The following is a 26,808-nucleotide window of genomic DNA, read 5'->3' on the forward strand; positions in this document are numbered from 1 at the left end:
TTGCTGAAATAGACAGGGCTTGGAACTCACACCTTCTGCGTCGCCGCAAGAAAGCGTGATCCCCTGTCCTATGGAGCTACTACCGGTCATCGGCCGGAAAGCAAACCGTTGGCAGGCGGATCCTGCCGCGTCCTGATGTTGACAAGCGCGACTGAAGCTTGAAGATTTCTGGACGTCAGCACTTGTCTGGAGGGGTTTATGGCAATGCGCGCGGCTCGTGGTCTATCGATTCTTTTCCTTCTCTTTCTTGCCTGGAGCGGTGTCGCGCAAGCGGCCGAAGCCCGGCGGGTGGTGACGTCGAACAATTCCGACTATTTTGGTTTCGATCTCAGATCCGACCAGAATGTCAGCCTCGACCAGTGCAAGACCACCTGCCTCGGTGACCCGGCCTGCCGCGCCTTCACCTACAACCTCAAGGCCAAATGGTGCTTCCTTAAATCCGATTACAATTCGTTGAAACCCTTCAGCGGCGCCGTCGCCGGCAAGGTCGTCAACATCGATGGCGATCCCGACATCGGCGCGCCACCCGAACTCGCCTTCTTCCCCAACTGGATGGCAGACCAGGCCCAGCAATACCGCAACAAGCTCACCGGCCCGACCTACACCAAGCCGACCGAGGGGCTGACGGCGCTGAGGGCCGCCGCCGAACAGCCGGCGCTGACGGGCGATCATCGCTCGGCGATGCACAAATACGAGGCGGCGGTTTCGGTGTTGCCTGATGATGGCCAGCTCTGGCTCGAGCTGGCGCGCGAAACGCTTGCCGTTCATCCGACTGCCAACAGTTCGGAGCCGTCGACGCTGCCGGCGAACGCCACTTCCGCCGCCTTCAATGCCTACAAATTGCTGCGCACCACCAGGACGCGCGCCGACGTGCTGGCGCTGCTCGGGGACGGCCTTGATCGCCGCGATCTCTACAGGCCGGCCCTGCAGGCCTACGAGGCGAGCCTCGCTCTCGTCAATTCGCCGGCAGTCAGGGCCGCCTACCAGGATCTCAAGGCCCGCAAGGGCTTCCGCGTCATAGATCATACCGTCGATGCCGACACCAGCGCGCCACGCATCTGCGCGCAGTTCTCCGAGGGGCTGGTCAAGACCGGCGTCGACTACTCGCAGTTTGTTACTGTCGACAACGCCGCTCCCAAGGCCGTCGAAGCCAAGGACAAGCAGATCTGCGTCGAAGGGCTCGAGCACGGCCAACATTATGACGTGACCTTCCGCGCCGGCCTGCCGGCCGCCATTGGCGAGGTCACCGCGGCACCGGTGGTGCTGTCGATCTACGTGCAGGACCGCGCGCCTTCGGCCCGCTTCACCGGCGAGAGTTTCGTGCTGCCCGCCGGCGCACGCCGCGGCATACCGGTCGTCACCGTCAACATGAATGCCGCCGAAATGAAGCTCTTCCGCATCGGCGACCGCTCGCTGGCCCAGCTTCTGTCGGGGTACCAGTTCCTGCGCCAGCTTGACGGCTACGACATTTCGAACATCTCCGAACAGATGGGCGAGCCGGTCTGGCAGGGCCAGCTCGACATCGCCAACGACCTCAACAAGGAAGTCACCACCTCCTTCCCAATCGATGAGGCGTTGCCGAAGCGCAAGCCCGGCGTCTATGTGCTGACCGCACAAGCCGTCGACGATCGCAGCGACGACTATGATTCGCACGCCACGCAATGGTTCGTCGTCTCCGATATCGGCCTGTCGACCTATACCGGACAGGATGGACTGAACGTCTTTGCGCGTTCGCTCGCAACCGCCAAGCCGATTGCCGGCGCCGAGCTGACGCTGCTGGCCAGGAACAATGAAATCCTCGGCACCGCGACCACCGACGCGGAAGGGCGGGCGGTGTTCAATCCCGGCCTGACGCGCGGCGACAGCGGCATGGCGCCGGCCGTGCTGATGGCCAAACAGGGCGACGACGATTTCGTCTTCCTCGATATGGGCCGCGCCGGCTTCGACCTGTCCGACCGTGGCGTCGCCGGACGGCCGGCACCTGGCGCGCTCGACGTCTATGCCTGGACCGAGCGCGGCATCTACCGCGCCGGCGAAGATGTCCATGTCGCGGCGCTTGCCCGCGATAGTGCCGCCAGGGCGGTCGAGAACCTGCCGCTGACCTTCGTCTTCTCGCGGCCCGACGGCGTCGAGGACCGCCGCATCGTCAGCGACGGCGCGTCGGCCGGCGGTTACGCGGTCGACCTGCCGCTGGAACCTAACGCCATGCGCGGCACCTGGACGGTGGCGATCCATACCGATCCCAAGCAGGCGGCGGTCGCCAGCCAGATGTTCCTGGTCGAGGACTTCGTACCGGACCGCATCGAGTTCGACCTGTCCTCCGACAAGCAGGAGATCGCCCAGGGCGAGACCGCCAACATTACCGTCGACGGCCGCTTTCTCTACGGCGCGCCGGCCGCGGGCCTCGCGCTCGAAGGCGAATTGACGCTGTCGACCGCCCGCGACTGGGACCGCTTCAAAGGCTATTCCTTCGGTCTCGCCGACGAACAGTCGGCTGAACCGACAGTGACGCCCTTCACCGGCCTGCCGGTGGTCGGCGAGGACGGCAAGGCGACCTTCCCGGTCTCCGTCGACCAATTGCCATCCACCACCAAGCTGGTCGATGCCAAGATCACGGTCAGGATGCGTGAAACCGGCGGCCGTGCCGTCGAGCGCTCGCTGAATATCGGCATCCGCCCGCAGGGCCACATGATCGGCATCCGCCCGGATTTCGACGGAGACGAGGTGCCGCAAGGCGGCACGGCCAAGTTCAGCCTGATCGCCGTCGACCCAGACGGCAAGCGTGAGGCGCTGAAGGGCGCACAGTGGTCGTTGGTCAAGGTCGAGCGCAGCTACCAGTGGTATCGCTCGAGCAACTCCTGGAACTATGAGCCGGTCACCTTCACCAAGGCGGTGGCCAACGGCCAGGTCGACCTGAGCGCCGATGGCGAGGCTACGGTGTCGCTGCCGGTCGACTGGGGCCGCTACCGGCTCGAGATCGAGACAGCGGATCCGGAAGGCCCGGCCACCAGCTATGAGTTCGACGCCGGCTGGTATGTCAGTTCCACCACCACCGAAACGCCCGACGGCCTCGAGATCGCCCTCGACAAGGATACCTATGCGGCGGGTGAAGTGGCCAAGCTCAAAGTGTCGCCGCACTTTGCCGGCGAGCTGCTCGTCACCATCGGCGCCGACAAGCTCCTGAAGACCGTCACCGCCAGCGTGCCGGCCGGCGGCAGCACTGTCGACATCCCGGTCGGCGACGACTGGGGTGCCGGCGCCTACGTCACGGCAACGCTATTCAGGCCGGGCGATGCGCAAGAGACACGCATGCCGGCGCGCGCCATCGGCGTCAAATGGCTGAAGCTCGATCCCGGCTCGCGGAAGCTTGCCGTCAGCTTGGCGACGCCGGACAAGACCATGCCGCGCCAGCAGCTGTCGATCCCGGTCGCCGTTGCCGGCGTACAGCCCGGCACCAACGCCTATGTCATGGTCGCGGCCGTCGACGTCGGCATCCTCAACCTGACCAACTACAAGGTGCCGGATCCGGAGAACTGGTTCTTCGGGCAGCGAATGCTCGGTCTCGAGGTTCGCGACATCTATGGCCGGCTGATCGACGGCTCGCTGGGCACAACCGGTAAGCTGCGCACCGGCGGCGACGGTGCCAACATGCAATCGCAAGGCAGTCCGCCGACCGAAAAGCTGGTCGCCTTCTTCTCCGGCCCGGTCCAGCTCGACGCCGACGGCAAGGCGCGGATCGACTTCGACATTCCGCAGTTCAACGGCACCGTGCGCGTCATGGCCGTCGCCTGGACCAAGGAAGCGGTCGGCCATGCCCAGTCCGACGTCATCGTGCGTGATCCGGTGGTAATCACCACCGGCCTGCCGCGCTTCCTGGCGCCCGGCGATTCCGCCGTCATGCGGCTCGACGTCGCCGACACCGACGGCCCCGCAGGCGACTACAAGCTGACCGTCAACACGACAGGCGACCTGTCAACCGGCAATGCCGCCTTGCCTGAAAAGCTGACGCTCGCCAAAGGCAAGCGGCAGACACTAACCGTGCCGTTGATTGCACAGACCGCAGGCAACGCCTCGATCACCATCAGGCTTGCGCATGCCGACGGCACCGCCGTCGAGCAGACGCTCTATGTGCCGGTGCGCCCGGCGCAACTGCCGGTGACCACCCGCATGGTCGTCGACCTCAAGGGCAATGGCGGCGCGCTGCGCGTCGACAAGGAACTGCTGGCGGCAAGCCTGCTCGATGGCGCTTCGGTCAGCGTCGGCGTTTCGCAGGCGGCTGCCTTCGACGTGCCGTCGCTGCTGATGACGCTCGACCGCTATCCCTATGGTTGCGCCGAACAGACCACCAGCCGCGCCCTGCCGCTTCTCTACGTCAACGACATGGCTTCCGGCATCGGCATGGCCAGCGACCCCGATCTGCATGGCCGCGTCCAGGACGCCATCTACAAGGTGCTGAGCTACCAGGCATCGGCCGGCAGCTTCGGCCTGTGGGGTCCGGGTTCCGGCGATCTGTGGCTCGACGCCTATGTCACCGATTTCCTGACCCGGGCGCGCGAGCAGAAGTACGACGTGCCGGCCTTGGCGATGAACCAGGCGCTGAGCAATCTGCAGAACGCGATCGGCTACGATCAGGACATCCAGGATCGTGGCAGCGAGATCGCCTACGCCCTCTATGTGCTTGCCCGCAACAAGAAGGCCTCGGTCGGCGATCTGCGTTATTATGCCGACACCCAGCTCGAGGCCTTTACCAGCCCGATGGCCGTCGCCCAGCTGGCGGCGTCTCTCGCGCTCTACGGTGACACGCAGCGCTCGGAGGCAACCTTCCAGGCCGCGCTGCAACTGGCCAAGTCGACACCCGAATATGACTATTACCGATCCGACTATGGCTCGCCGCTGCGTGACGGCGCGGCAATCCTGGCGCTTGCCGCGGAAAGCAAGCCGGTGCCGACCATCGTGCCGGCGCTGATCCAGTTGGTGACCAGGGAACGCGCCGAGGCCAGGTGGACCAGCACACAGGACGAGTCCTGGATGCTGCTGGCGGCCCGGGCGCTGAAGGCCGGCAATGATTCGATCGCGCTGACCGTCAACGGCGCACCGCATGCCGGCGGCTATTCGGACCAGATCGCCGGTGGCGACCTGGCCGACAGTCCGCTGACCATCGTTAATACCGGCAGAAATCCGCTGCAGGCGGTCGTCACCACTGTGGCCTCGCCGATCCAGCCTCTCCCGGCCGGCGGCAACGGCTTTACCATCAGCCGTACCTACTACAAGCTCGACGGCACAGAGGCCAACGTGACGGAGGTCAAACAGAACGAACGCTATGTCGTCGTGCTCAAGGTTTACGAGCAGAACACCTGGCCTTCGCGGCTGCTGATCACCGATCTGTTGCCGGCCGGCTTCGAGATCGACAATCCGGGCCTGGTCTCCAGCGCTCAGTTGACGAACTTCTCCTGGCTGGCGCAGACCGATGCCGCCCATCTCGAATTCCGCGACGACCGTTTCGTCGCGGCGTTCAATCCAAGCGACGGCGACGGCGACCGCAACATAACGCTCGCCTACGTCGTGCGCGCGGTGACGCCGGGCACCTATGCCCACCCGGCGGCAACGATCGAGGACATGTACCGGCCGCAATATTCGGCCCGCACCGCCACCGGCATGATGGAGGTCAAGGCGCCGTAAGGCAAAAAAGGCGGATAGGAATATGGCGATGGCGCTGCCTCTCATTGCCCTGCCGGGCATTTCTCCCCGTATAGAGACGGGGAGAAAGAGCCATGCGCCGAAGTTTTCGCCGAACTTTAACACCGCAGAAAAGGCGCCAAGGGTCGCGACAGCCTCCTTCTCCCCGTCACTAAACGGGGAGAAGGCGCCGGCAGGCGGATGAGGGGCAGCGCCATGCTCTCCAGAAAATTCCTGCGCCGAGCGGCCATCACGGGCATTTCCTTGGCCGCTCTCGCTGCAATCACCGCCGTCGCCCTCTGGCAGCTCGACCGCTCATTTCCGCCGCCGCTGCCGGCTGCTTTGACGGTCTCGACCGAGGTGCAGGACCGAGACGGCCAACTGCTGCGCGCCTTCGCCACGCCGGACGGCTACTGGCGTCTCGCTACCAGCCTGGACCAGGTCGACAAGCAGTTCGTCGACATGCTCGTCACCTATGAGGACAAGCGTTTCTGGGGTCACCAAGGCATCGACGTGCTGGCACTGGCGCGTGCCGCCGGCCAGGTCGCGACCAGCGGCCATATCGTCTCCGGCGGTTCGACGCTCTCGATGCAGCTCGCCCGCCTGATCGAACCACGCGACAGCCGCAGCCTCGGCTCGAAGATCAAGCAGATGCTGCGCGCCCTGCAAATCGAACGGCGGCTTTCCAAGCGCGAGATCCTCGAACGCTATCTGACCCTGGCGCCCTATGGCGGCAATCTCGAAGGTGTGCGCGCCGCTTCGCTCGCCTATTTCGGCAAGGAGCCGAAACGGCTGACGGTCTCGGAGGCCGCCCTGCTCGTCGCCTTGCCGCAATTGCCGGAAAAGCGACGCCCTGATCGCAATCTCGAGATTGCCCACGCTGCCCGCGACAGGGTGCTGACCCGCATGGTCTCGGCAGGCCTGCTCGGCGAACGTGAGGCCGCGCGTGCCGGGCTCGACGATGTGTCGGGGCTGCGGCGCACCTTGCCGGCGCTCGCTGCCCATGCGGCCTATGCAATGCTGCCCAAGGCCATCCTCGGCCAGAAGCTGCAACTGACGATCCGCAAGAGCGTCCAGGAAGGGCTGGAGCAGGTGGCGAAAGACGCAGCCGCCAGGCTCGGCCCTCGCCTCTCGGTGGCCATGGTGCTGGCCGATGCCCGCACCGGCGATATCCTTGGCGAGGTCGGCTCCGCCGATTTCTTCGATGCTACCCGTTCGGGCTGGATCGACATGAGCAAAGTCGTCCGCTCGCCTGGCTCGACGCTGAAGCCGTTCATCTACGGCCTCGCCTTCGAACAAGGCCTGGTGGCGCAGGAGATGCTGATCGAGGACAGCCCAGCCGATTTCTCCGGCTACCGGCCGAAGAACTTCGACATGGGCTATCAGGGCGATGTCAGCATCAGGCAGGCGCTGCAATTGTCGCTCAACGTTCCGGCGATCCGCGTGCTCGACGCGGTCGGCCCGGCCCGGCTGATGGCGCGCTTTCGCCAGGCCGATGTGATCCCTGTACTGCCCGTCAACGAGGCGCCTGGCCTGGCAATCGGCCTCGGTGGCGTCGGGATGACACTGCGCGACCTGGTTCAGCTCTATGCCGGCCTTGCCAATGGCGGCAAGGCACACACGCTGCGTGACGGCACCGAGCCGGAGAATGCCGAACGCTCGACCACCACCATCCTCGACGGACAGGCGACCTGGCAGATCACCGACATCCTGTCAGGCGTCAAGCCGCCTCAGGGTGCCGCCCAACGCGGCATCGCTTACAAGACCGGCACCTCCTACGGCTATCGCGACGCCTGGTCGGTCGGTTTTGACGGCCGCTATGTGCTCGGCGTATGGGTCGGCCGCCCCGACGCCGGCGCGGTGCCCGGCCTGTCCGGCTACATCTCGGCGGCGCCCATCCTGTTCGAAGGCTTTGTCCGTTCCGGCCTGGCCGCCGTACCACTGCCAAGCCAGCCGTCCGGCGTCCGGCGTCCGAAACGCGAGGAGCTGCCGGTGACGCTGACGCGCTTCGGCGCAGACACCGATGGGCTGGTGCAGGCGACGCCGACCGAACCTGCGCCAACCATCATCTTTCCGCCCGACGGCGCCCGCGTCGATCTCGGTACTTCCTCGGCCGACGCCTCGCCGCTGGTCCTCAAGCTGCAGGGCGGCCGCGCACCATTCCGCTGGCTGGCCAACGGCAAGCCGCTGGTCGGCATCGACCGGCGGCGCACCGCGACCTGGCAGCCGGACGGCGCCGGCTATTCGACCCTGACCGTGATCGACGCGGCGGGACGCGCGGCCAGCGTAAAGGTTTTTGTCGAGTGAAAATTTCCCTTGAATAGATTCCGGCAGGTGATTCAGGAGATTGGGGTTTACGCCTTGCTTTCGGCCGCCGGTATTTCCTCGGCCTTTGCTGACACCCTCCCCGCCGGCTTTGTTCGGCTGGCCGACATCGATCCCAGTATCCGGCAGGATATCCGCTATGCCGGCCTCGAAAATTTCCTGCATCGCAAGGTAAGCGGCTACGACGCGCCGGTATGCGTCCTCACCAGGCAAGCGGCGCAAGCGCTTTCGGCAGTGCAGAAAGCGATTGCTGCCGAAGGGCTGACGCTGGTCGTGTTCGACTGCTACCGCCCTGCGCGGGCTGTCTCCGACATGAGTGAATGGACAAAAACGGGCGGGCCACCGGACCCGCAATGGTATCCAAAGGTCAAGCGCAAGGATCTCATCGCCAAGGGTTATATCGGCGAACTGTCCACCCATTCGCGCGGATCGACGGTCGATGTCGCGATCGCCCGGGTCGACCATAAAAAACGGGCCGGCCGCACGAGCGCTCCGAAACCGGCCTGCGGCGCGACCGATGCCGACACGCTCGATTTCGGCACCGGTTTCGACTGTTTCGATCCGGCGAGCGAAACGGCTCACCGAGCGATAGACAATGAAGCCGCGGCTAACCGCAAAAGACTTGTCGAGGCTATGCGCGCCGGCGGCTTCAAGAATTACGCACGCGAATGGTGGCACTTCACGCTGGAAAACGAGCCGTTTCCAAGAGAGCGCTTCAACTTTCCCGTTACCGGCAAATAAGCCGCCGAAACCTCGTTCGGACGAGACGCAGCCATTGCCGAAGAGCTGGCCGTCTCTAGTTAATCGCGTCGGGAGCGCGATCATGGTCCATGCGGGAAAATAGTTCCTCGCATCGCCGAAACCAGGCGAAAAATTGCTTCAATGAGCCAAAAAAGGCAACATTGATTGCATCTAAATTCTATCAATTCGGTAGATTTGGCGCGAGTTCAACGGAGGCGGAAATGACCAAACCTCATTTCAGGAAACTGCTCGGCGCACTGGTCGCCACATCCGTCCAGTTCGGCACGCTCGGCTTCGCGTTTGCCGACACCACCATTCTCAACGTGTCCTATGATCCGACGCGTGAGCTCTACAAGCAATTCGATGAGGCCTTCATTGCCCACTGGAAGGCAGAGACAGGCGAGACGGTCACGGTCCAGCAGTCACATGGCGGATCCGGCGCGCAGGCTCGCGCCGTGATCGACGGCCTCGACGCCGACGTGGTGACGCTGGCGCTCGAAGGCGATATCAACGCCATCGTTTCGAAAGCGAAGAAGATCAATCCAGACTGGCGGACGAAATTCGAAAACAATTCGGCGCCCTACACCTCGACCATCATCTTTCTTGTTCGCAAGGGAAACCCTAAGGGCATCCATGACTGGGGCGATCTGGTCAAAGAGGACGTCCAGGTGATCACGCCGAATCCCAAGACCTCCGGTGGCGCGCGCTGGAACTACCTCGCCGCCTGGGCCTATGCCAGCGCCAAGGATGGCGGCGACGAGGCCAAGACCAAGGAATTCGTCGGCAATCTCTACGCGCATGTCCCGGTTCTCGACACCGGTGCGCGCGGCGCCACCGTGACCTTCGCGCAAAAAGGGCTGGGCGACGTGCTGCTCGCCTGGGAAAACGAGGCCTATCTGGCGCTCGACGAGTTCGGCGCCGACAATTTCGATATCGTCTACCCGCCGACCTCGATCCTGGCCGAGCCGCCGGTCGCCGTGGTCGACGCCAATGTCGACACCAAAGGCACACGCAAAGTTGCCGAAGCCTATCTGAGCTATCTCTATTCCAAGGAAGGCCAGACGATCATCGCCAAGAACCATTATCGCCCTTCGAAGCCCGACCTGGTGCCGGCGGAGGACTTGGCCAAGCTGCCTGAAATCAAGCTGATCACCATCGACGACCCGCTTTTTGGCGGCTGGAAGAAGGCACAGCCTTATCATTTCGGCGATGGTGGTATATTCGACCAGATCTACAAGCCGGCCCAGTAGCATTTAGATCAGGACGACATGACCACAGCACCCGCCAAGGCGGGGTGGCGGTTCAGACAGCCGAGCGTCATTCCGGGTTTCGGATTGACGCTCGGCTTCTCGCTTGCCTACCTCACCCTTATCATCCTCATTCCCCTGTCCGGGCTGATCTGGCGCTCGGCGGCGCTCGGCTGGACCGACTTCTGGGCGATCGTCACCGACCGCCGCACCATCAACGCGCTTGAGATCAGCTTCGGCACCGCCTTCATTGCCGCCGCTGTCAACGTCGTCTTCGGCACGATCGTCGCGTGGGTACTGGTGCGCTACAGCTTTCCCGGCCGCCGTATCGTCGATGCCATGGTCGACCTGCCCTTCGCGCTGCCGACAGCGGTCGCCGGCATTGCGCTGACCACGCTCTACGCACCGAACGGCTGGATCGGAAGCCTTCTGACGCCGCTCGGCATCAAGGTCGCCTACACGCCGCTTGGCATCGTAATTGCGCTGATCTTCATCGGCCTGCCCTTCGTCGTCCGCACCGTCCAGCCGATCATGGAGGAGATCGACAAGGAGGTAGAGGAAGTGGCCGCCACGCTCGGCGCCAATCGCTTCCAGATCATCAGCCGCGTTCTGCTTCCCGGACTGGCGCCGGCCATCGTCACCGGTTTCGCGCTGGCCTTCGCGCGCGGCGTCGGCGAGTACGGTTCCGTCATCTTCATCGCCGGCAATCTGCCCTATAAATCCGAAATCGCACCGCTTCTGATCGTCATCCGGCTGGAGGAATATAATTATGCGGCGGCGACCGCGATCGCGGCGATCATGCTGGCGCTGTCCTTCGTGATGCTGCTGGTCATCAACCTGGTGCAGACCTGGAGCCGCAAGCGCTATGGCTGACCCGGAGATCAAATCCTACGCGCCGCACCATGAAAGCCAGTCGCCGGCGGTGACCGAAAGCCGCACGGCGAGAACCGTGCTGATGGCCGTAACGTTTGCGTTCCTTGCCATCTTTCTGCTCTTGCCGCTGATCATCGTCTTCAAGGAAGCTTTCGCCAAGGGCATCGAGGCCTACACACAGGCGCTAGGCGAACCGGATACGCGCTCGGCGATCCGCCTGACGCTTCTGGTCGCGGCGATCTCGGTGCCGCTCAACATTGTCTTCGGCATTTCCGCCGCCTGGGCCATCGCCAAGTTCGAGTTCAAGGGCAAGGCGTTCCTGACCACGCTGATCGACCTGCCCTTTTCCGTCTCGCCGGTCATTTCGGGGCTTGTCTACGTGCTCTTGTTCGGCGCGCAAGGCCTGCTCGGCGCCTGGCTCAAGGCGCATGGCATCGTCATCCTGTTTGCGGTGCCGGGCATCGTGCTGGCCACGATCTTCGTCACCTTCCCCTTCGTCGCCCGAGAATTGATCCCGCTGATGCAGGAGCAGGGCAATGGCGACGAGGAGGCGGCCCTGTCGCTCGGGGCCAATGGCTGGCAGGCGTTCTGGTACGTGACGTTGCCCAACGTCAAATGGGGATTGCTCTACGGCGTGTTGCTGTGCAATGCCCGTGCCATGGGTGAGTTCGGCGCAGTCTCGGTGGTGTCCGGCCACATACGCGGATTGACCAACACCATGCCGCTGCATGTCGAAATCCTTTATAACGAGTACAATGCCGCCGCCGCCTTTGCCGTCGCTTCGCTGCTTGCCGGCCTGGCGCTCGTCACGCTGGTCTTGAAAACACTTCTCGAGATGCGCTACGGCGCCGAGATCGCCGCGACGCGCGGACACTGACAAAATGCATGTCGCCCAAAAGTGGGAACCGGTTTTGGGATAACGACATGCATCAACTACAAAAGGGATTTGCATGGAAGTTCGCGTTGCCAACGTGCGCAAGGAGTTTGAGCGGTTTCCGGCCCTGCGCGACGTTTCGCTCGACATCAAGTCGGGAGAACTGATCGCTCTGCTGGGACCGTCCGGTTCCGGCAAGACGACGCTGCTCAGGCTGATTGCCGGATTGGAGCGGCCGACCCGCGGAAAGATCTTCTTCGGCGAAGAGGATGCCTCGCAAAAGTCGATCCAGGAGCGCAATGTCGGCTTCGTCTTCCAGCACTACGCGCTGTTTCGCCATATGACGGTCGCCGACAATATCGGCTTCGGACTCAAGGTCCGGCACGGGCCGTCACGCCCGTCGGCGAAGGAAATCCGCCGCCGCGCCTCGGAACTCCTCAACCTCGTTCAGCTCTCCGGTCTGGAAAAACGCTATCCGGCACAGCTTTCGGGCGGCCAGCGCCAGCGCGTGGCGCTGGCCCGCGCCATGGCGATCGAACCTGCCGTGCTTTTGCTCGACGAGCCGTTCGGCGCGCTCGATGCCCAGGTGCGCCGCGAACTGCGCCGCTGGCTGCGCGACATCCACGACGCCACCGGCCACACGACCGTCTTCGTCACCCATGACCAGGAAGAGGCGCTGGAGCTTGCCGACCGCGTCGTGGTGATGAGCCAGGGCCGCATCGAGCAGGTCGGCACCGCCGACGAGATCTACGACACGCCGAACTCGCCCTTCGTCTACGGCTTCATCGGCGAATCGAGCTCGATTCCGGTCAAGGTCGAGGACGGCCAGGTCTGGATCGCCGACCGGCCGATCGGGCTTTCCGCGCCGCACGCACCGCAAGGCGAAGCGACGCTGTTCTTCCGCCCGCACGACGTCGATCTGGTGGAAGAATGCAACGGATGCATCGCCGGCACGGTCGCCGCCAGCCGCCGCGTCGCCGGCACCCGAAGGGTAGAACTCGAAATCGGCGGCGAGCGCCAGCGGGTCGAGATCGAATTGCCCGTCGACCATCCGGCGGCGCAGAAAAGCCGGGTAGCTTTCAGGCCGCGGCGCTGGAAGCTTTTTCCGGCTGCTTGATCTTCTATCAGGCGCTACGCCAGCCAGTTCTCGACCTTCAGGCCTTTGATCCGGTTGAACTCCCCGGTGTTGGCCGTCACCAGGGTAGTTCCCAGCGCACGGGCGTGAGCAGCAATAAAAAGGTCGTTTTGGCCGATGGTCTGGCCCCTGCCTTCCAGTTCTGCGCGAATCGCGCCGTACTCGGCATCCACTGGCACATCTAGCGGCAAGACGGGAATCTCAGCCAGCAATTCCTCGACCTTCTTGTGCAGTTTGGCCGATCTGTTCTTGACGCAGCCATATCGCAGTTCCGACGCGACCACGATGCTGGTACACACGGCGGCGTCTCCCACGCGCAGGACAGCGCTTGCGGCTTTCCCGGCCGGATTTCGGATCATGTCGTTGACAATGTTCGTGTCCAGCATGAACCGCATCAAAAAAATTCCTCGGATTTGACAGGCATATCCTCGACATCGGGAAAGTCTTCCTCGACACCGGGCGGTGGCTCTTTCGCCCATTGCGCGAGCAGTGCGGTGAGGCCAGGCTTGCGGACCGGCTCGATGATCAGGCGGTCGCCTTCACGGCTGATCAAGACCTTTTCGCCGGGAAGTTCGAACTCGACAGGAATGCGCACCGCCTGGCTGCGATTATTACGAAACAGCTTTGCCTCTTTCGGCGGGGTTGTTGAATGGCGGTGTTGAGGCATGACAGCTCCTTGTATATACTATTTGTATATGCCAGACAGCGCGGCGATGCAATCGCATTGCACCGCGTTGGCCGGCCGGGAACCATCGTACACGCCGACGGCATCGGCCCCCTGCCAAGCTGTCCTGAGACTCTGCTTGAAAGAAAAAACTAGAAATCGCCCACAGCGGGACTACTTTTTCTCGCGATAACGTCGAGGAGCCGCTCTGCGTGCCTCGTCGCGCACGAGGCCTTGCCGCTATGGTCCGGCAATAAGCGTACCGCATTGGAGCCCTGTTTTCATGAAGCGATTTTTGCTTGGCGTCGCCACATTGGCCGGCCTGGTCCTCGCATCCTCCCAAGCCTGGTCGGCCGACAGATTGCTGAACGCCTCTTACGATGTCGGCCGCGAACTGTTTGCGCAGGTCAACAAAGCGTTCGTCGCCGGCCACCCCGGTGTGACCGTCGATCAGTCGCATGCTGGAACATCGGCACAAGCACGCGCCATCGCCGAAGGCCTCGGCGCCGACGTGGTCACGTTCAACCAGGTCATCGACATCGACTTCCTGGTCAAGAAGGGCCTCATCTCCGCCGACTGGCAGAAGGACTTTCCGGACAACGCCTCGCCTTTCTATTCGCTGCCCTCCTTCCTGGTGCGCGCCGGCAATCCGAAGCACATCAAGGATTGGAACGATCTCGTGCGCGACGACGTCCAGGTGATCTTTCCCAATCCGAAAACCTCCGGCAATGCGCGCTACACCTATCTCGCGGCCACCGCCTACGCCAAGGAAGCCTTCAAGGGCGACGACGCCAAGGTGAAGGAGTTCATCACCAAGCTGTTCAACAATGTGCCGGTCTTCGACAGCGGCGGACGCGCCGCGACCACCACCTTCGTGCAGCGTGAGATCGGCGACGTGCTGATCACCTTCGAGTCGGAAACGCGCGGCGTCCGCAGGGAGTATGGCGAGGACAAGTTCGAGCAGGTGACGCCTTCGGTCAGCCTGTTGGCGGAATTTCCGGTGGCGATCGTCGACACGGTCGCAGACGCGCATGGCACGCGCGATCTTGCCAAGACTTATCTCGACTTCCTCTATACGCCGGAGGGCCAGGACATCGCCGCCCGCAACGGCCTGCGGGCCCGCGACCCGGCGGTCGCCGCCAAATACAAGGCTGAGTTTCCCGACGTCCGGCTGCTGACGGTGGAGGAGGTCTTCGGCGGCTGGGCCAAGGTCCAAGCCGAGCATTTTGCAGCGGGCGGCCTGCTCGACCAGACCTACGGCAGCCGCTGAGGTCGCCAACTCGTTGAAAGCTGGCCCTTGCCGGCTTTTCCTCCATTTTGCCCGCCGAAATTGCAGCTTCCGCACCTTCGGGACCGCCCGCCCGCCAAAACGTTACGAAGAATCAACGCGTTTGCGCGCAATATGTCGTCGGGCGGTCTGTCTGCGCGAACGGCATCGCACGGCCAAACCGTCATTATTTGCACACAAACAGCCGCCAGATGCGGGTGGTTGGGGCTTTGTGGGTTAGTTCGGGCATGCTTACCAAAAAAGGCAAATACGGCCTCAAGGCCCTCGTGCACCTGTCGGGCCTGCCGGTCGGCCAGCTCGCATTCGTCAATGACATCGCGGTCGCCAACAACATCCCGAAGAAATTCCTCGATGCCATCCTGGGCGAGTTGCGCAACGCCGGCTTCGTCCAGAGCCGCAAGGGCAAGGAAGGCGGTTACCGCCTCGCCCGGCCGGCTTCCGAGATCAAGATCGGCCATGTCGTGCGCGTCCTCGACGGGCCGCTGGCGCCGATCCCCTGCGCCAGCCGCACGCAATACCAGCGTTGCGAGGATTGCGACGAGGCGACCTGCCAGGTCCGGCACATGATGCTGGAGGTGCGTCAGGCGATCGCCGAGGTGCTCGACAACCGCAGCCTTGCCGCCATGCGCGACGCCGACAATGACGATTTCCCGGTCGAACTGACGTCGCAGATCTAGCGCGCGAGCAGGCTCAAGGCGGTCGCCACGGTATCGGCGACCGGACGCGTGCCATCCAAGGTCATTGCCGCCTCGTCCGCCGCTGGCGCCTCAAGCGTGGCGAACTGGCTGTCGACCAGGCTTGCCGGCATGAAATGACCCTTGCGACTGCCTACGCGCTGTTTCGCCGTTGCCGGGTCGATCTCAAGGTAAACGAAAACGATATCCGCGCAAAAGCCGCGCAGGCGATCACGATAACTGCGCTTCAGCGCCGAGCAGGCGGCGACCACACCTCGCCCGCTTGCGACCGACGCTGCCATACGCTGGCCGATCGCGTCGAGCCAGCCCTCGCGCAGCGCGTCGGTGAGCGGCTGCCCGCTCGCCATGCGCGCGACGTTTTCGGGCGGATGCAGCCTGTCGCCTTCGATAAAGAGCGCGCCCAATGCCGCTGCAAGCGCTTCGCCGATGACCGACTTGCCGCAGCCGGCGACGCCCATCACCACGATGGCAGGCAACGTTCGAACAGTGCTCGCCGGTCTATATGCCACGTCTTTCCCGGTCATGCAGGTCAGCGGCTTGCCGGCGCGCGGCCATAGAGCAGCAGCATGGCGACGATGACGACGCCATAGATGATCTGCCGTCCCGCCTCCGGCATCTGCATGACGGAAAGAATGGATTGCAAAAGCGTGATCAGGATCACGCCGGCGACGGTGCCGAGATAGGAACCGCGCCCACCGAGGATCGAGGTGCCGCCGAGCACCACCGCTGCTATCGACGGCAGAAGATAGGCGTCGCCCATCGACTGTGCCGCCTTGGAGGCATAGCCGGCCAAAAGCACGCCGCCGAAGGCGGAGAGCCCGCCCGAAACCGCAAAGGCGATCATCACCACGCGCCTTGTGTCGATGCCGGAAAGATAGGCGGCACGCTCGCGGTTGCCGATGCCATAGACGGTGCGGCCGAAGCCGGTGCGGGTCAGCACGAACACCATTGCGGCGCCGATCAGTGCCCAGATGAGAACGGCGTTAGGCACGCCAGGAACGGCAAAGCCGGTCGCCAGATAGCGCATCGCACCGGTCGCCGAATCCTGCGGCGAGAAACCGCCCGTGTAGACCACCATTAGCCCCTGCGCGACGGCGTTGGTGGCAAGCGTGATGATCATCGAGGGAATGCGCAGATAGGCGACGCCGATGCCGTTGACGACGCCGATCAGAACACCGCAGAAGATGCCGAACGGAATGGCAAGCGCCACACCGACCGGCCCATAAGCGGCCGCGGCGCAGGCCATCATCGCGCCGGCCGCCACCGACCAGGGTACCGACAGGTCGATCTGGCCGAGCAGGATGACCAGCATCATGCCGGTGGCGATGACGCCGAGAAACGACGCCACTTTGAGCTGCTGCAAAAGGTATTCAGGCGACAGGAAGCTGCGCGAATAGAGGCTGCCGAGGAACAGCAGCAGCACGATACAAGCGAACGCCGTCAGCACCGCCGGATCGGCGCGGCGGAGGAATTTCGGCATGCGGCCGGCGAGACCGCTTACAGTCGTTTCGCTCACAGGAACCACTCCAGCCGGTTGCGGACCCGAAACAGGGCGAAGGCGCCGAGGCTGACCGCGATCAGCAGGATGACGCCCTGGAATAGAGGCTGCCAGAGCGGATCGAAATCGAAGACGAACAGCAGGTCGCCGATGGTGCGGAAGGCAAGCGCGCCGAAGATCGCGCCGATGGCGCTGCCCTTACCGCCGAACAGCGACACGCCGCCGAGCACGACCGCGGCAATCGAAAACAGCGTATAGGCATTGCCGCTGGCATAGGCCGCATCGCCGGTATAGGTGAAGAACGTCAGGAACAGCCCGCCGATCGCGGCCAGCAGCCCGGCAAGCGTATAGGCGGCGAACTTTCCACGCCGGATCGGCACGCCGGACATGTAGGCCGCCATCTCCGAGGAGCCGGCCGCATAAGCGGCGCGGCCGAGCACCGACCGGCTGAACGGCACCCAGACAACGAGCACGACCGCCAGCAGCGTCACCAGGCTCGCCGGCACAATACCAAACAGGCGCCCGGTCAGCGCATCGGCGAGCCCTTCATTGACCGAGCCGCCCGGAAACGGCCGAAGCAGCAGGGCGATGCCGAAATAGACCGCACCGGTGGCAATGGTGGCGACGATCGGCTGCAGGCGTCCATAGATGACAATGGCGCCGTTGATTGCCCCGCACAGCAGCCCGGTGCCGAGCACGGCGATGACGCCGAAGGCGGTCTCGAGGCCGGTGCCGACGACCAGCCACGAGGCCAGGCAATTGGTCAGGGTGAAGATCATGCCGACGGAGAGGTCGATGCCGGCGGTGATCACCACCAGCGTCTGCGCCATCGCAACGAAGGCGAGCAGCACGCCCTTGTTCGACGCCGTCTGCACGACATTGGCGGTGAAGCCCGCCGGATGGTTCGAGGTGTAAATGATGAACATGACAACGAAGATGCCGAACGCCAGCAGCGTTCCGCGCTGTTCGGCGAGCCAATAGCGCCAATCCTTCACGCGTCCGCTCCTTGCCTTGGCATCTCTTCGTGAATGTTGAGCGCGCTGGCAATCAGCGCCCTCTCGGTGATTTCGGCGCCGACCAGTTCGCGCTTGACCGCGCCGTCATAGAGCACCAGCACTCGGTCGCAGCAGCCGATCAGCTCGTCATAGTCGGTCGAATAGAACAGGATCGCCGCACCCTGGTCGGCAAGCTTGCGCATCAACTGGTACAGCTCCTGCTTGGTGCCGACATCGATGCCGCGCGTCGGGTCGTTGAGCAGGATGATGCGCGGCTGCCGCATCAGCCATTTGGCGATGACGACCTTCTGCTGGTTGCCGCCGGATAGCGCGCCGACCGGAATATCGAGGCCGGCCGTCTTGATCGCCAGGAGACCGACCATGTCGTCGATCAGCCGCTGCTCGGCGGGGCGATCGATGATGCCGGCCCTGGACAGCCGGTCGAGGGCGGCGAAGGAGAGATTTTCGCGCACCGTCATCGGCAGCATCAACCCTTCCGTCTTGCGATCCTCCGGGATCAGCGCCATGCCGATCCGGTCGTCACGCGCCGCGGCCGGACTGGCGATCGCCACCGGCGTGCCGTCGATCAGGATCTGGCCCGACAGGCCACGCAGCACACCGAAGAAGGCGAGCAGCAATTCGCGCTGGCCCTGGCCGTCGAGGCCGCCGAGCCCGACCACCTCGCCCGCCCCGACCGATAGCGAGACATCGTGCAGCCGATCCGTCCAGGACAGGCTGCGCGCCTCTAGAACCGGCGTGGCTGCGGCAGCCGCCCGCGCGGGTTTGGGCGGAAAGATGTGGCTGTATTCGCGCCCGATCATCAGTTCGACGACCTCGTTGTCGCTCTTGGTGCCGGCCGCGTAGCTGGCGACATTGCGGCCATTGCGGAACACCGTGCACTGGTCGGCCAGCTCGGCGATCTCGTTCATGCGGTGCGAGATGTAGAGCAGCGCCAGCCCTTCCGAACGCAGCCGCTTCAACACGGCGAAAACCCTGGCGACGTCGGCCGCGGTCAGCGCCGAGGTCGCCTCGTCAAGGATCAGGATACGCGGCTTGCGCGCCAGTGCCTTGGCGATCTCGACCATCTGCCTTCTTGAAAGAGGAAGATCCTTGACCAGCGCCAGCGGATGGATATCGGAAGCGCCGGCGCGAGCGAGCGCTTCTTCGGCGATGCGGCGCTGCGCCTTGCGGTCGATCATGCCGAAACGCTTCGGCGGATCGGAAATGACGACGTTGTCGGCAACGCTGAGTTCGGGGACGAGCGACAGTTCCTGGAAGATGCAGACGATGCCGGCCTGGTTGGCAGCGGCCGGCGAAGCGAAGCTCACTTCGTTCCCGTCCAGCATCATGCGGCCCTCGTCGGGCGCGACGACACCCGCCATGACCTTGATCAGCGTCGATTTGCCGGCGCCGTTCTCGCCGAGGATGGCGTGGATGCTGCCTGGAGTGACCGACAGTTCGGCCTTCTCCAGCGCGCGCACGCCGCCATAGCGCTTGGATATGCCTTCCATGCGGAAGAGCGGAACCGCACCGTCCATCGGCCCTCCCCAGGCGCTTGGCAATCAGGATGTCGAGCGCCGGCGCCGCGGGATCGCCCGCGGCGTCGGGCTGTCGGAGTTTACTGGTTTTCCTTGCTCTGGCCCATGATTTCCTGCGCCGTGAAATTGATGCCGCAGGTCGGGAAGGAATTGCCGACGAAGAAATTGTCGGATTGATCGGGGAAGTAGTCCTGGCCTTCCTTGAAGTTCGGATCCTCGACGATCGCCAGCGGCAGCTTGATCGATTGCGGCACGACCTGCCCTTCAAGTGCTGCAATCGCCGTCTTGATGGCAACCGCCACCTGAGCCGGGCCGGTGCCGGCCGACGAGCATTTCAGGCCTTCTGCGGCGAACTTGGCGCAGAATTTGCGGAAGCCGTTCTCCGTCTCGCCGCCGAACGGCACGAACGGATGCTTGGCATCGATCATCGCCTGCACGATGCCGGTATCGCCGCCCTGTCCGGTAATGCCGTCGAAGGGGCCGTTGGTGGCAATGGCATCGGCCGTAGCCTTTTGCGCAACGCCGTCATCCCACTTGCCGACGACCTCGGTGACATCCCATTTCTTGCCGGAGGTGTCGAGAACCTCGTGGATGCCGTTATGGCGGTCGGTATCGACGGACGTGCCGGCTACGCCACGCACTTCCAGCACCTTGCCGCCGTTCGGCACGTGCTTGACCAGCCAGTTGCCCCACAATTCGCCAAGGCCCTTCTGGTCCACATTGACGTTGATGGCATCCTTGGTGTCGAGGATGTTGTCGAAAGCGACCAGCACCACGCCGGCTTCCTTGGCCCGCTTGATCACAGGGCCGAATGCGGTCGGGTTCTGGGCGTTGACGACGATCGCATCATAGCCGGAATCGATGAAATTATTGATCGCCGAAATCTGGGCCGGCACGTCTTCGCCGGTCGAGACTACCTTGAATTCCTTGAGCTTGGCCGCGACCTCCGGCTGCGCTGCATAGGCTTTTGCCGTCTGCACCATCTGGATGCGCCACGTGTTGGCGATATAGCCGTTGGCCAGAGCGATGCGGTACGGGCCGCCTTTCTTGGGGAACTTGAAGAACTGCGTATCGGCCGACCAGGGCGCGAAGCAGTCAGGCTCGGCCGATGGCCCCTTGACGATTTCAGGCTCGGCGATCGCCGACGAGCTCAGCATGACAAAAGCAGTGGCGGCAACGATACCGCCAACGAGTGACTTGATCATCGATATTCCTCCCATTTGCAGTTTTGTTTGTTCTTACGTCGATGAAATTGCGCTTTTCCGGTCCGGCACCTCCCGCCGTATCCGCTGTGCGTTCAGGTGGCCGAATGCCGACCCGATCCCCTCCTTTGTTGCCCGGCTAGTCCCGCAAAAACTATCATATTATACATAATAAACAAGCATGAGCTGTCGCTTATGTATAATAAACAGCCTCCCATCTTCTGAGCGATGTACCACCCGGCGATAACTGGTAGCGCTACCATGACGTAGTGTAAAGCGCCATTGCGTTGAAGCTCGCTTCAGCGCGCCGTGCTTTCACGTCGCTTGAGTTCGAAGCCGAGATCGACAACGCGCGACTCCGGCCTGTTGCCCTCGATCGCCGCAAGCGCCATGGCGACAGCCCGCCGGCCGATCTCGTAACGATAGGTCCGAACGCTGGTGACCGACGGAAACGCCACTTCCATCATGTCGAGATCGTTGAAGCCGACGATGCCGATCGTCTTCGGCACGGCGATCGAAGCGCGATGGCATTCGAACAGCACCCCGAGGGCTATGTCGTCATTGTTGCAGAATACGCCGTCCAGGCTCGGCACCTTGGCCAGCGCGTCGCGGAACAATTCGCGGCCGAGGGTGACGCTGGAGGGCACCGGCGTGGTGGTGGTAAGCCGCGCATCGAACAGGCCGGCCGCCTCCATCGCCGCGCGATAGCCGGCCAAGCGCCGCTGCGAACGCGGATCCATGCGCGCCCCGATGAAGCCGATCCGCCGATAGCCTGCCTCGATCAGATGTTCGGCTGCCGCCTTGCCGCCCTCGAAATGTGAGAAACCGACCATCATGTCTACCGGATCGGGCCCGGTCTCCATCACCTGCACCACCGGACAGCCTGCCGTTTCCAGCAGTTTTCGCGACGCCGGCGTCTGGTCGATGCCGGCCACGATCAGCGCCGCCGGGCGTTGCGGGCCAAACACCTGCAGCAGCCGCTCTTCCTCGAGGCCGGAATAGTGAGTGTTGCCGAGCTGGATCCGGAAAGGGCCGTCCGACAGGCTGTCGTAGATGCCGCGCACCACTTCGGCAAAGACGTTGTTGGTAAGCGACGGCACCAGAACGCCAAAGACCTCGGCGCGCGCCGAAGCCAGCGCCCGCGCATTCGGGTCGGGCACATAGCCGAGCTCATTCACGGCGGACTCGATCTGGCGGCGCAGATCTTCCGAGACACGCCCCGGCTCACGCAAGGCGCGCGATACGGTAATGGCGCCGACCCCGGCCTTGCGCGCGACGTCGGCGATGGTCGGGCGGCCGCCGCCGCGGCGCGAGCGCGGCTTGATCACCGCATTGGTCCCGAGGCCGGGCAACCGCCCAGATGCGACCGTGAGACGATGTTCAGCGTCTTTGCCACTGCTGCCTGCCAACCTGGCCCGTTGCCACACCTGTCTGGCGTCGCGCAGCCTTCGGCTATTGTCAAGCGACGGACGGAGAGGCTGTACCCGTACCGCTGTGCTTCAGGCCGTCACAGCAGCGCTGCGCCGGGCCTTCCACAGCAGCAGCACCATGGCCAAAATGTTCAGCAGGTTCCAGGCAATGCCGTTGAGGAACGCGGCGGCATAGGAACCGGTCAAATCATAGATCCAGCCCGACATCCAGCCGCCGATCGCCATGCCGAAAATGGTCGCCATCATGACGATGCCGACGCGCTGGCCAGCCTCTTTGGCTGGCATATATTCGCGCACGATGATCGCATAACAGGGCACGATGCCGCCCTGCGACAGGCCGAAGACCAGCGAGACGACATAGAGCGAGGCAAGCCCGTCGAACGGGATATAGAACAACAGCGACAGGCATTGCAGCACCGAGCCGATCAGCAGGGTTTTCACGCCACCGATGCGATCGGCAAGGAAGCCCGAGCCTAGCCGGCTGACGACGCCCGCCGCCAGCATGATCGACAGCATATCGGCGCCATGTGCCACGCCGTAGCCGAGATCCATGCAATAGGCGACGATATGGACTTGCGGCATCGACATCGCCACGCAGCAGCCGAGCCCGGCGACGATGAGCAGTGCCTGCAAGGCCGCCGGCGACAGTGAGATCGGCTGCACCACGCGGCTCCCCGGCGATCCCGGAGCCGCCTGGGGCGGTGCGCCGCGCCGGAGCAGCAGGATCAGCGGCACCATGGTAACCAGGCAGACGGCGCCGATCGCGGCATAGGTGAAGCGCCAGCCTTGCGTCTCCATGACATAGGGCATCGCCGTCGGCCAGATCGCTCCGGCGAGATAGTTGCCGGACGCGGCAGCCGTCACCGCAACGCCGCGGCGCCGGTTGAACCAGTGCGAGATGTCGGCAATCAGCGGCCCGAAGATTGCCGACGAGCCGACGCCGATCAACAGGCCCTGGACGAGGGTGAACTGCAGGATCGAACTGGTCAGCGACGCCAACAGGAAACCGGCGCCAAGTGTAATCGCGGCAATCAGCGCCGGCACCCAATACCCCATGCGGTCGATGGCGCGGCCGACCAGCACATTGCCGGCGGCAAAGCCTACCATCGTCGCCGTGTAGGGCATCGAGGCAGCGGCGCGATCGACGCCGAATTCTGCCTGCACGGCGGGCAGCACCACGACCACCGCCCACATGCCGACCCCGCCGATCGTTGCCAGCAGCATCGAGATGCCGAGACGTATCCAGGCATAGGCACTGTCGATGCCGGAACTTCCTGCCTGGCTTGAGACGATTGGGGTCAAGAGCGTTTCCTGTCCGCAGTTCTTTAATCGGCGGTTCAGACCACTATCGGCGCATTCGCGTCGCCGAGCAGCGCCACGATGGGCAAATCCGTGGCTCCAGGGATTTCGGGCCGAAGTGGAACAGCGGCCCACCATGGGGCGTTTTCCCGGCAACGACCTAGTTGAAGGAGTTTGCCATGACCGCGCAACGGAAATGGTCCGCCGACGTCACCGAGCATAGCGACGCGCTGGACCTCGAGGAACACATCTTCGAATCGCACGATCCAAGGAAGATCGCCGCCTCGCTGAAGCGGTCGGCCGAGCGCAGCGACCGACGCAAGGCAGGGCCGTTTCAATCGGCCATGTCGATGCTGAATTTCTACATCAACCGCGCCGGCAAGAACCTGCCGGCGGCGCAGAAGAAAGTGCTGGAGGACGCTAAAGATGAACTCCGCGTCCTTTTTGGCCGCTCAAAGGAGGACTAGTAGTGAAAATCTGACGCTTGGTATCCGTTGGGAATGGCGGGGAACCGACCCGAAGCGGAACTCGGCGCATCTACAGCGAACGAAGTCACACCGCAATAAAAGAGATCGCGCCTATTAATACAATTGCCGCTGCTGCAGCAAACCAATAAGACGAGCGTAGAATGCTGCGGTCGTTTTTATTTCCATGGCTTCTTACAATCATAACCAGTCCGACCGAGCAGAAGATAACTCCCACAAGGGCCGACAGAAAAAAGAGATACATACCGGTCTCCACTCCAAGGCGAGCACTTTAGCAAATGGTGGGCATCTGTCGATGGTTACCTTCGTGTGCGGCACGCAGCGCTCTGGGGCGTGGACTCATTACTGCGTAGCCAGAGGCGGATTGCGACGAGTTTGAGCGCGGTAAGATAGTTCTCAGCCAGCTTGTCGTAGCGGGTTGCGAAGCGGCGGAATTGCTTCGCTTTGTTGAAGAAGCGCTCAACTAAGTTGCGGGCCTTATACAGGAAGGGGCTGAAGCAGATCGGGCCCTTGCGGTTGGCCTTGGGCAGGATGTTGGCCCCCATGCCTTTTCGCTCGCTGACCGCATTACGCAAGGCGTTGGCATCATAGCCCTTGTCGGCGAGCAGCATGGCACCCTCCGGCAAATTCGTGATCAGGTCCGCTGCTGAGGCAATGTCACTCATCTGACCTGCCGTGTGCATCAGTTTGATCGGCATGCCTTTGGCGTCGACAAGAGCATGGATTTTGGCTGTCAGCCCGCCTCGGGAACGACTGAGACAATAATCTCGACCCCCTTTCGCGCCCTGCTGATGGACGCGAACAATAGAGGTGTCGATCATCTGCACCTTGCCGTCATGGGCTTTGGTGATTGCGTCCATGAGGCGGTCTCACACACCTGCTTTCCGCCATCGGACGAAGCGATTGTAACAGGTGGTCACTGTCGGCGCGGGCTGTCAATCACGGTGCGGATAGCGTCGGCGGAATGTATTCGCTGTCCGGCACGGGAAGATGCCCGTCCGTTTCGATAATTACAGCCCACATCTCGAAGTTGACAAGCGCTGTGCAATTCACATCTGCCTGCCGAAGGTATGGTGCGCCATAGCTGCATGAGGCTCCGGCTACCTTGGCGATAAAGCCGGGCTCGCTTCCGATTGCACCGAACGCTACACCGTCAACAGCAAGGATAGTCTTGTAATTTTGCCAAAGCCGGGCTGACGCCTCTTTTGTACGGAAAATTAACCAGTTCATTCCGTCCGAAAAGCTGAAAGTGATCGTTCCATCGGAGAATTTGGTCCGCGTGACTTCACCGGTGCAGCTGGAGGTCAGCTTCTCGTTTCGGACGATAAGACGCTTGCACTCACCCTTGACCGTCCAAATCTCGGGCGGGCCATCTTTCGGTTTGACTGAGGCCCCGACTGCCCCTGTTGTAAGCGCCAATATTACTAAAACCCGGGCTGCCCCCTTGAACAAATCACACCTTTTTTGGCTGAGCTATGACGAGTTTTTTAGGCTATTCCTGTTAAAACCACTGCCTAGAACCCCTTAAATCTTGATTTGAAACGACGTAGATACGGGTTCGCAAGTAGGCCGCTTTCCACCCATCCCAGTCATTCCGCCTTTATGAGTTTACGGCCTAATCCACCGCCTATGTCGGCCTTCCACCCAGAGCGGCTGTTATCGTTACCATCAGACTTTCACCACCAGGATCGACCACCATCGACTGGTTCTGCCAAATTCGGCTGAACTGGACCTAGTGACGGGTCCTCCTTGCCGCCAGTCTGCAGGCTCGGCTTGTATTCCCAAGCCCGCAAAGGTCTGGCGCCATGACGGTCAAGATCGGCATCAATCCCATCACCTGGAGCAATGACGACGTTCCGGCGCTTGGCGGGAATACGCCCCTGGAGACCTGCCTGTCGGAAACGGCGCAGGCCGGCTACCGCGGCACCGAGCTCGGCGGCAAATTTCCGCGCCAGGCCGAAGTGCTTGGGCCGCTCCTGTGTTCCTATGGCCTGGAACTCGTCTCCGGCTGGTATGATGGCCGCATTCTCGACCGCACGGTCGACGAGGAATTCGCGGCGATCACTCCGCATCTGAAGCTGCTGCGCGATCTCGGCGCCAGGATCGTCGTCTATGCCGACACCTCGCGTGGTCGCCATGACGGTATTTTCGCACCGATCTCCGAGCGTCCGCGCCTCGCCGACAGCGACTGGCCGTCCTATGGCGAGAAACTTACCGCCCTCGCCGACCGCATGGCCGCATTCGGGGTCGGCATGGCCTTCCACCACCACATGGGCACCATTGTCGAGACGGACGATGAAGTCGACAGGCTGATGGCGGCGACGGGCCGATGCGTTGGCCTGTTGTTCGATACCGGCCACTGCCTGTTTTCGGGCGGCGACCCGCAATCGCTGCTGCGACGGCATCTCGACCGTATCGTGCATTTCCATTGCAAGGATGTTCGCAGGGCGGTGCTGGAACGGGCACGCCGCGAGGACATGAGCTTCATGGCGGCGGTAATGGACGGCATTTTTACCGTGCCCGGCGACGGCTCGGTCGATTTCCTGTCGTTGCTTAAACCCCTCGCCGCGCGCGGCTATGAAGGTTGGATCGTTGTCGAAGCCGAGCAGGATCCGGCCAAGGCGCATCCGCTGACCTATGCCAGCAAAGGCTATGTCTCGCTGCTCGCCACCGCCCGCGAAGCCGGCTTCGAAGTGGCGACGCGGCAGGCAGACTGACCGGACCGCATTGCGAGCCGGAGGAACATAATGGGCGCGCGCCTCGATGGGGTTAGCGACGCGAAAGCGCCCGGCGATCCGCGCCGTCTTGCTCCCTGTGCGGCGCGGATCGCGGAATCCCGGCTC

The 26,808-nt window shown here is 63.1% G+C and carries 22 protein-coding genes and 1 pseudogene; 11 read left to right on the forward strand and 12 right to left on the reverse strand.

Annotated elements, in window-relative coordinates; translation table 11 throughout:
• Window positions 1-198: 198 nt before the first annotated feature.
• The 7 genes from NKJ72_RS00840 to NKJ72_RS00870 all read left to right on the forward strand — a co-directional run bounded on the left by NKJ72_RS00840 (window position 199) and on the right by NKJ72_RS00870 (window position 12,853).
• Window positions 199-5,679 carry an alpha-2-macroglobulin family protein gene (locus tag NKJ72_RS00840; protein WP_352475430.1) on the forward strand — a complete coding sequence of 1,827 codons (5,481 nt, stop codon included), beginning with the start codon at window positions 199-201 and terminating at the stop codon, window positions 5,677-5,679.
• 213 nt (window positions 5,680-5,892) lie between these two features.
• Window positions 5,893-7,983, forward strand: coding sequence for a penicillin-binding protein 1C (pbpC, locus tag NKJ72_RS00845; RefSeq protein ID WP_352475431.1), 2,091 nt, complete (start codon window positions 5,893-5,895; stop codon window positions 7,981-7,983).
• A gap of 27 nt (window positions 7,984-8,010) precedes the next feature.
• A complete protein-coding gene (locus NKJ72_RS00850; protein WP_352475432.1) occupies window positions 8,011-8,742 on the forward strand; it encodes a M15 family metallopeptidase in 732 nt (243 codons plus the stop codon).
• Window positions 8,743-8,963: 221 nt separating this feature from the next.
• Entirely contained in the window at window positions 8,964-9,992 is a 1,029-nt protein-coding gene (locus NKJ72_RS00855) for a sulfate ABC transporter substrate-binding protein (protein ID WP_352475433.1), read from the forward strand.
• Window positions 9,993-10,010: 18 nt separating this feature from the next.
• Complete coding sequence (cysT, locus tag NKJ72_RS00860) at window positions 10,011-10,862, forward strand: sulfate ABC transporter permease subunit CysT (RefSeq protein WP_023720880.1); 852 nt, start codon at window positions 10,011-10,013, stop codon at window positions 10,860-10,862.
• The gene (gene cysW / locus NKJ72_RS00865; protein ID WP_254819066.1) at window positions 10,855-11,739 is read left to right on the forward strand and encodes a sulfate ABC transporter permease subunit CysW; all 885 of its coding nucleotides are present in this window, start codon (window positions 10,855-10,857) and stop codon (window positions 11,737-11,739) included. Before cysT ends, cysW begins: the two co-directional genes overlap by 8 nt.
• A 73-nt stretch (window positions 11,740-11,812) precedes the next feature.
• Window positions 11,813-12,853: a sulfate/molybdate ABC transporter ATP-binding protein gene (locus NKJ72_RS00870; protein ID WP_254819067.1), complete on the forward strand. Its 1,041-nt coding sequence runs from the start codon at window positions 11,813-11,815 to the stop codon at window positions 12,851-12,853.
• A gap of 14 nt (window positions 12,854-12,867) precedes the next feature.
• Here NKJ72_RS00870 and NKJ72_RS00875 read toward each other — a convergent pair whose 3' ends face one another.
• Together NKJ72_RS00875 and NKJ72_RS00880 are read right to left on the reverse strand one after the other, a co-directional pair.
• Window positions 12,868-13,266: a type II toxin-antitoxin system VapC family toxin gene (locus NKJ72_RS00875; RefSeq protein WP_502901815.1), complete on the reverse strand. Its 399-nt coding sequence runs from the start codon at window positions 13,264-13,266 to the stop codon at window positions 12,868-12,870.
• On the reverse strand, window positions 13,266-13,538 hold the full coding sequence (locus NKJ72_RS00880; RefSeq protein ID WP_254819069.1) for an antitoxin: 273 nt from the start codon (window positions 13,536-13,538) through the stop codon (window positions 13,266-13,268). The genes NKJ72_RS00875 and NKJ72_RS00880 overlap by 1 nt, the downstream gene beginning before the upstream one ends.
• Before the next feature lie 280 nt (window positions 13,539-13,818).
• On the opposite strand from NKJ72_RS00880, the gene NKJ72_RS00885 reads away from it, so the two are divergent.
• Both NKJ72_RS00885 and NKJ72_RS00890 read left to right on the forward strand, forming a co-directional pair.
• A complete protein-coding gene (locus NKJ72_RS00885; protein WP_352475435.1) occupies window positions 13,819-14,805 on the forward strand; it encodes a sulfate ABC transporter substrate-binding protein in 987 nt (328 codons plus the stop codon).
• Window positions 14,806-15,050: 245 nt separating this feature from the next.
• A complete protein-coding gene (locus NKJ72_RS00890) occupies window positions 15,051-15,500 on the forward strand; it encodes an RrF2 family transcriptional regulator (protein ID WP_006202816.1) in 450 nt (149 codons plus the stop codon).
• Here the strand turns inward: NKJ72_RS00890 and NKJ72_RS00895 are convergent.
• The 7 genes from NKJ72_RS00895 to NKJ72_RS00925 all read right to left on the reverse strand — a co-directional run bounded on the left by NKJ72_RS00895 (window position 15,497) and on the right by NKJ72_RS00925 (window position 23,483).
• Window positions 15,497-15,976: a gluconokinase gene (locus NKJ72_RS00895; protein ID WP_352475725.1), complete on the reverse strand. Its 480-nt coding sequence runs from the start codon at window positions 15,974-15,976 to the stop codon at window positions 15,497-15,499. The two genes, NKJ72_RS00890 and NKJ72_RS00895, sit on opposite strands and share 4 nt — an antisense overlap.
• Before the next feature lie 71 nt (window positions 15,977-16,047).
• Window positions 16,048-17,034 carry an ABC transporter permease gene (locus NKJ72_RS00900; RefSeq protein ID WP_254819072.1) on the reverse strand — a complete coding sequence of 329 codons (987 nt, stop codon included), beginning with the start codon at window positions 17,032-17,034 and terminating at the stop codon, window positions 16,048-16,050.
• A complete protein-coding gene (locus tag NKJ72_RS00905; protein WP_352475436.1) occupies window positions 17,031-18,011 on the reverse strand; it encodes an ABC transporter permease in 981 nt (326 codons plus the stop codon). Before NKJ72_RS00905 ends, NKJ72_RS00900 begins: the two co-directional genes overlap by 4 nt.
• Window positions 18,008-19,549 carry a sugar ABC transporter ATP-binding protein gene (locus tag NKJ72_RS00910; protein WP_352475437.1) on the reverse strand — a complete coding sequence of 514 codons (1,542 nt, stop codon included), beginning with the start codon at window positions 19,547-19,549 and terminating at the stop codon, window positions 18,008-18,010. Before NKJ72_RS00910 ends, NKJ72_RS00905 begins: the two co-directional genes overlap by 4 nt.
• Window positions 19,550-19,629: 80 nt before the next feature.
• Window positions 19,630-20,754, reverse strand: a complete 1,125-nt coding sequence (locus tag NKJ72_RS00915; protein ID WP_352475438.1) for a sugar ABC transporter substrate-binding protein — start codon at window positions 20,752-20,754, stop codon at window positions 19,630-19,632.
• A 296-nt stretch (window positions 20,755-21,050) separates the two neighbouring features.
• Window positions 21,051-22,079, reverse strand: a complete 1,029-nt coding sequence (gntR, locus tag NKJ72_RS00920; RefSeq protein WP_254819076.1) for an HTH-type transcriptional regulator GntR — start codon at window positions 22,077-22,079, stop codon at window positions 21,051-21,053.
• Between the two features lie 171 nt (window positions 22,080-22,250).
• Window positions 22,251-23,483: an MFS transporter gene (locus tag NKJ72_RS00925; RefSeq protein WP_352475439.1), complete on the reverse strand. Its 1,233-nt coding sequence runs from the start codon at window positions 23,481-23,483 to the stop codon at window positions 22,251-22,253.
• Window positions 23,484-23,659: 176 nt separating this feature from the next.
• Between NKJ72_RS00925 and NKJ72_RS00930 the strand changes: the two genes are divergently transcribed.
• The gene (locus tag NKJ72_RS00930) at window positions 23,660-23,947 is read left to right on the forward strand and encodes a DUF3175 domain-containing protein (protein WP_352475440.1); all 288 of its coding nucleotides are present in this window, start codon (window positions 23,660-23,662) and stop codon (window positions 23,945-23,947) included.
• 85 nt (window positions 23,948-24,032) lie between these two features.
• Here the strand turns inward: NKJ72_RS00930 and NKJ72_RS00935 are convergent, their stop codons facing one another.
• The 3 genes and pseudogenes from NKJ72_RS00935 to NKJ72_RS00945 all read right to left on the reverse strand — a co-directional run bounded on the left by NKJ72_RS00935 (window position 24,033) and on the right by NKJ72_RS00945 (window position 25,384).
• Entirely contained in the window at window positions 24,033-24,209 is a 177-nt protein-coding gene (locus NKJ72_RS00935) for a hypothetical protein (protein ID WP_352475441.1), read from the reverse strand.
• Between the two features lie 55 nt (window positions 24,210-24,264).
• Window positions 24,265-24,882, reverse strand: a pseudogene (locus NKJ72_RS00940) (IS5 family transposase); the annotation flags it as partial.
• 22 nt (window positions 24,883-24,904) lie between these two features.
• Window positions 24,905-25,384: a hypothetical protein gene (locus NKJ72_RS00945; RefSeq protein WP_352475442.1), complete on the reverse strand. Its 480-nt coding sequence runs from the start codon at window positions 25,382-25,384 to the stop codon at window positions 24,905-24,907.
• Between the two features lie 386 nt (window positions 25,385-25,770).
• Between NKJ72_RS00945 and iolE the strand changes: the two genes are divergently transcribed.
• Window positions 25,771-26,682: a myo-inosose-2 dehydratase gene (iolE, locus tag NKJ72_RS00950; protein WP_352475443.1), complete on the forward strand. Its 912-nt coding sequence runs from the start codon at window positions 25,771-25,773 to the stop codon at window positions 26,680-26,682.
• Window positions 26,683-26,808 lie beyond the last annotated feature (126 nt).

Origin of the sequence: Mesorhizobium sp. M0045 (assembly GCF_040323385.1) — a bacterium.
GTDB lineage: Bacteria > Pseudomonadota > Alphaproteobacteria > Rhizobiales > Rhizobiaceae > Mesorhizobium.

Coding starts and splice junctions, on each gene's coding strand:
- iolE (WP_352475443.1), top strand. CDS start 25,771: ATGACGGTCAAGATCGGCATCAATCCCATCACCTGGAGCAATGACGAC.
- NKJ72_RS00915 (WP_352475438.1), bottom strand. CDS start 20,754: ATGATCAAGTCACTCGTTGGCGGTATCGTTGCCGCCACTGCTTTTGTC.
- NKJ72_RS00930 (WP_352475440.1), top strand. CDS start 23,660: ATGACCGCGCAACGGAAATGGTCCGCCGACGTCACCGAGCATAGCGAC.
- NKJ72_RS00875 (WP_502901815.1), bottom strand. CDS start 13,266: ATGCGGTTCATGCTGGACACGAACATTGTCAACGACATGATCCGAAAT.
- NKJ72_RS00885 (WP_352475435.1), top strand. CDS start 13,819: ATGAAGCGATTTTTGCTTGGCGTCGCCACATTGGCCGGCCTGGTCCTC.
- cysT (WP_023720880.1), top strand. CDS start 10,011: ATGACCACAGCACCCGCCAAGGCGGGGTGGCGGTTCAGACAGCCGAGC.
- NKJ72_RS00895 (WP_352475725.1), bottom strand. CDS start 15,976: ATGGGCGTCGCCGGCTGCGGCAAGTCGGTCATCGGCGAAGCGCTTGCA.
- NKJ72_RS00910 (WP_352475437.1), bottom strand. CDS start 19,549: ATGGACGGTGCGGTTCCGCTCTTCCGCATGGAAGGCATATCCAAGCGC.
- cysW (WP_254819066.1), top strand. CDS start 10,855: ATGGCTGACCCGGAGATCAAATCCTACGCGCCGCACCATGAAAGCCAG.
- NKJ72_RS00855 (WP_352475433.1), top strand. CDS start 8,964: ATGACCAAACCTCATTTCAGGAAACTGCTCGGCGCACTGGTCGCCACA.
- NKJ72_RS00880 (WP_254819069.1), bottom strand. CDS start 13,538: ATGCCTCAACACCGCCATTCAACAACCCCGCCGAAAGAGGCAAAGCTG.
- NKJ72_RS00890 (WP_006202816.1), top strand. CDS start 15,051: ATGCTTACCAAAAAAGGCAAATACGGCCTCAAGGCCCTCGTGCACCTG.
- NKJ72_RS00870 (WP_254819067.1), top strand. CDS start 11,813: ATGGAAGTTCGCGTTGCCAACGTGCGCAAGGAGTTTGAGCGGTTTCCG.
- NKJ72_RS00840 (WP_352475430.1), top strand. CDS start 199: ATGGCAATGCGCGCGGCTCGTGGTCTATCGATTCTTTTCCTTCTCTTT.
- pbpC (WP_352475431.1), top strand. CDS start 5,893: ATGCTCTCCAGAAAATTCCTGCGCCGAGCGGCCATCACGGGCATTTCC.
- NKJ72_RS00935 (WP_352475441.1), bottom strand. CDS start 24,209: ATGTATCTCTTTTTTCTGTCGGCCCTTGTGGGAGTTATCTTCTGCTCG.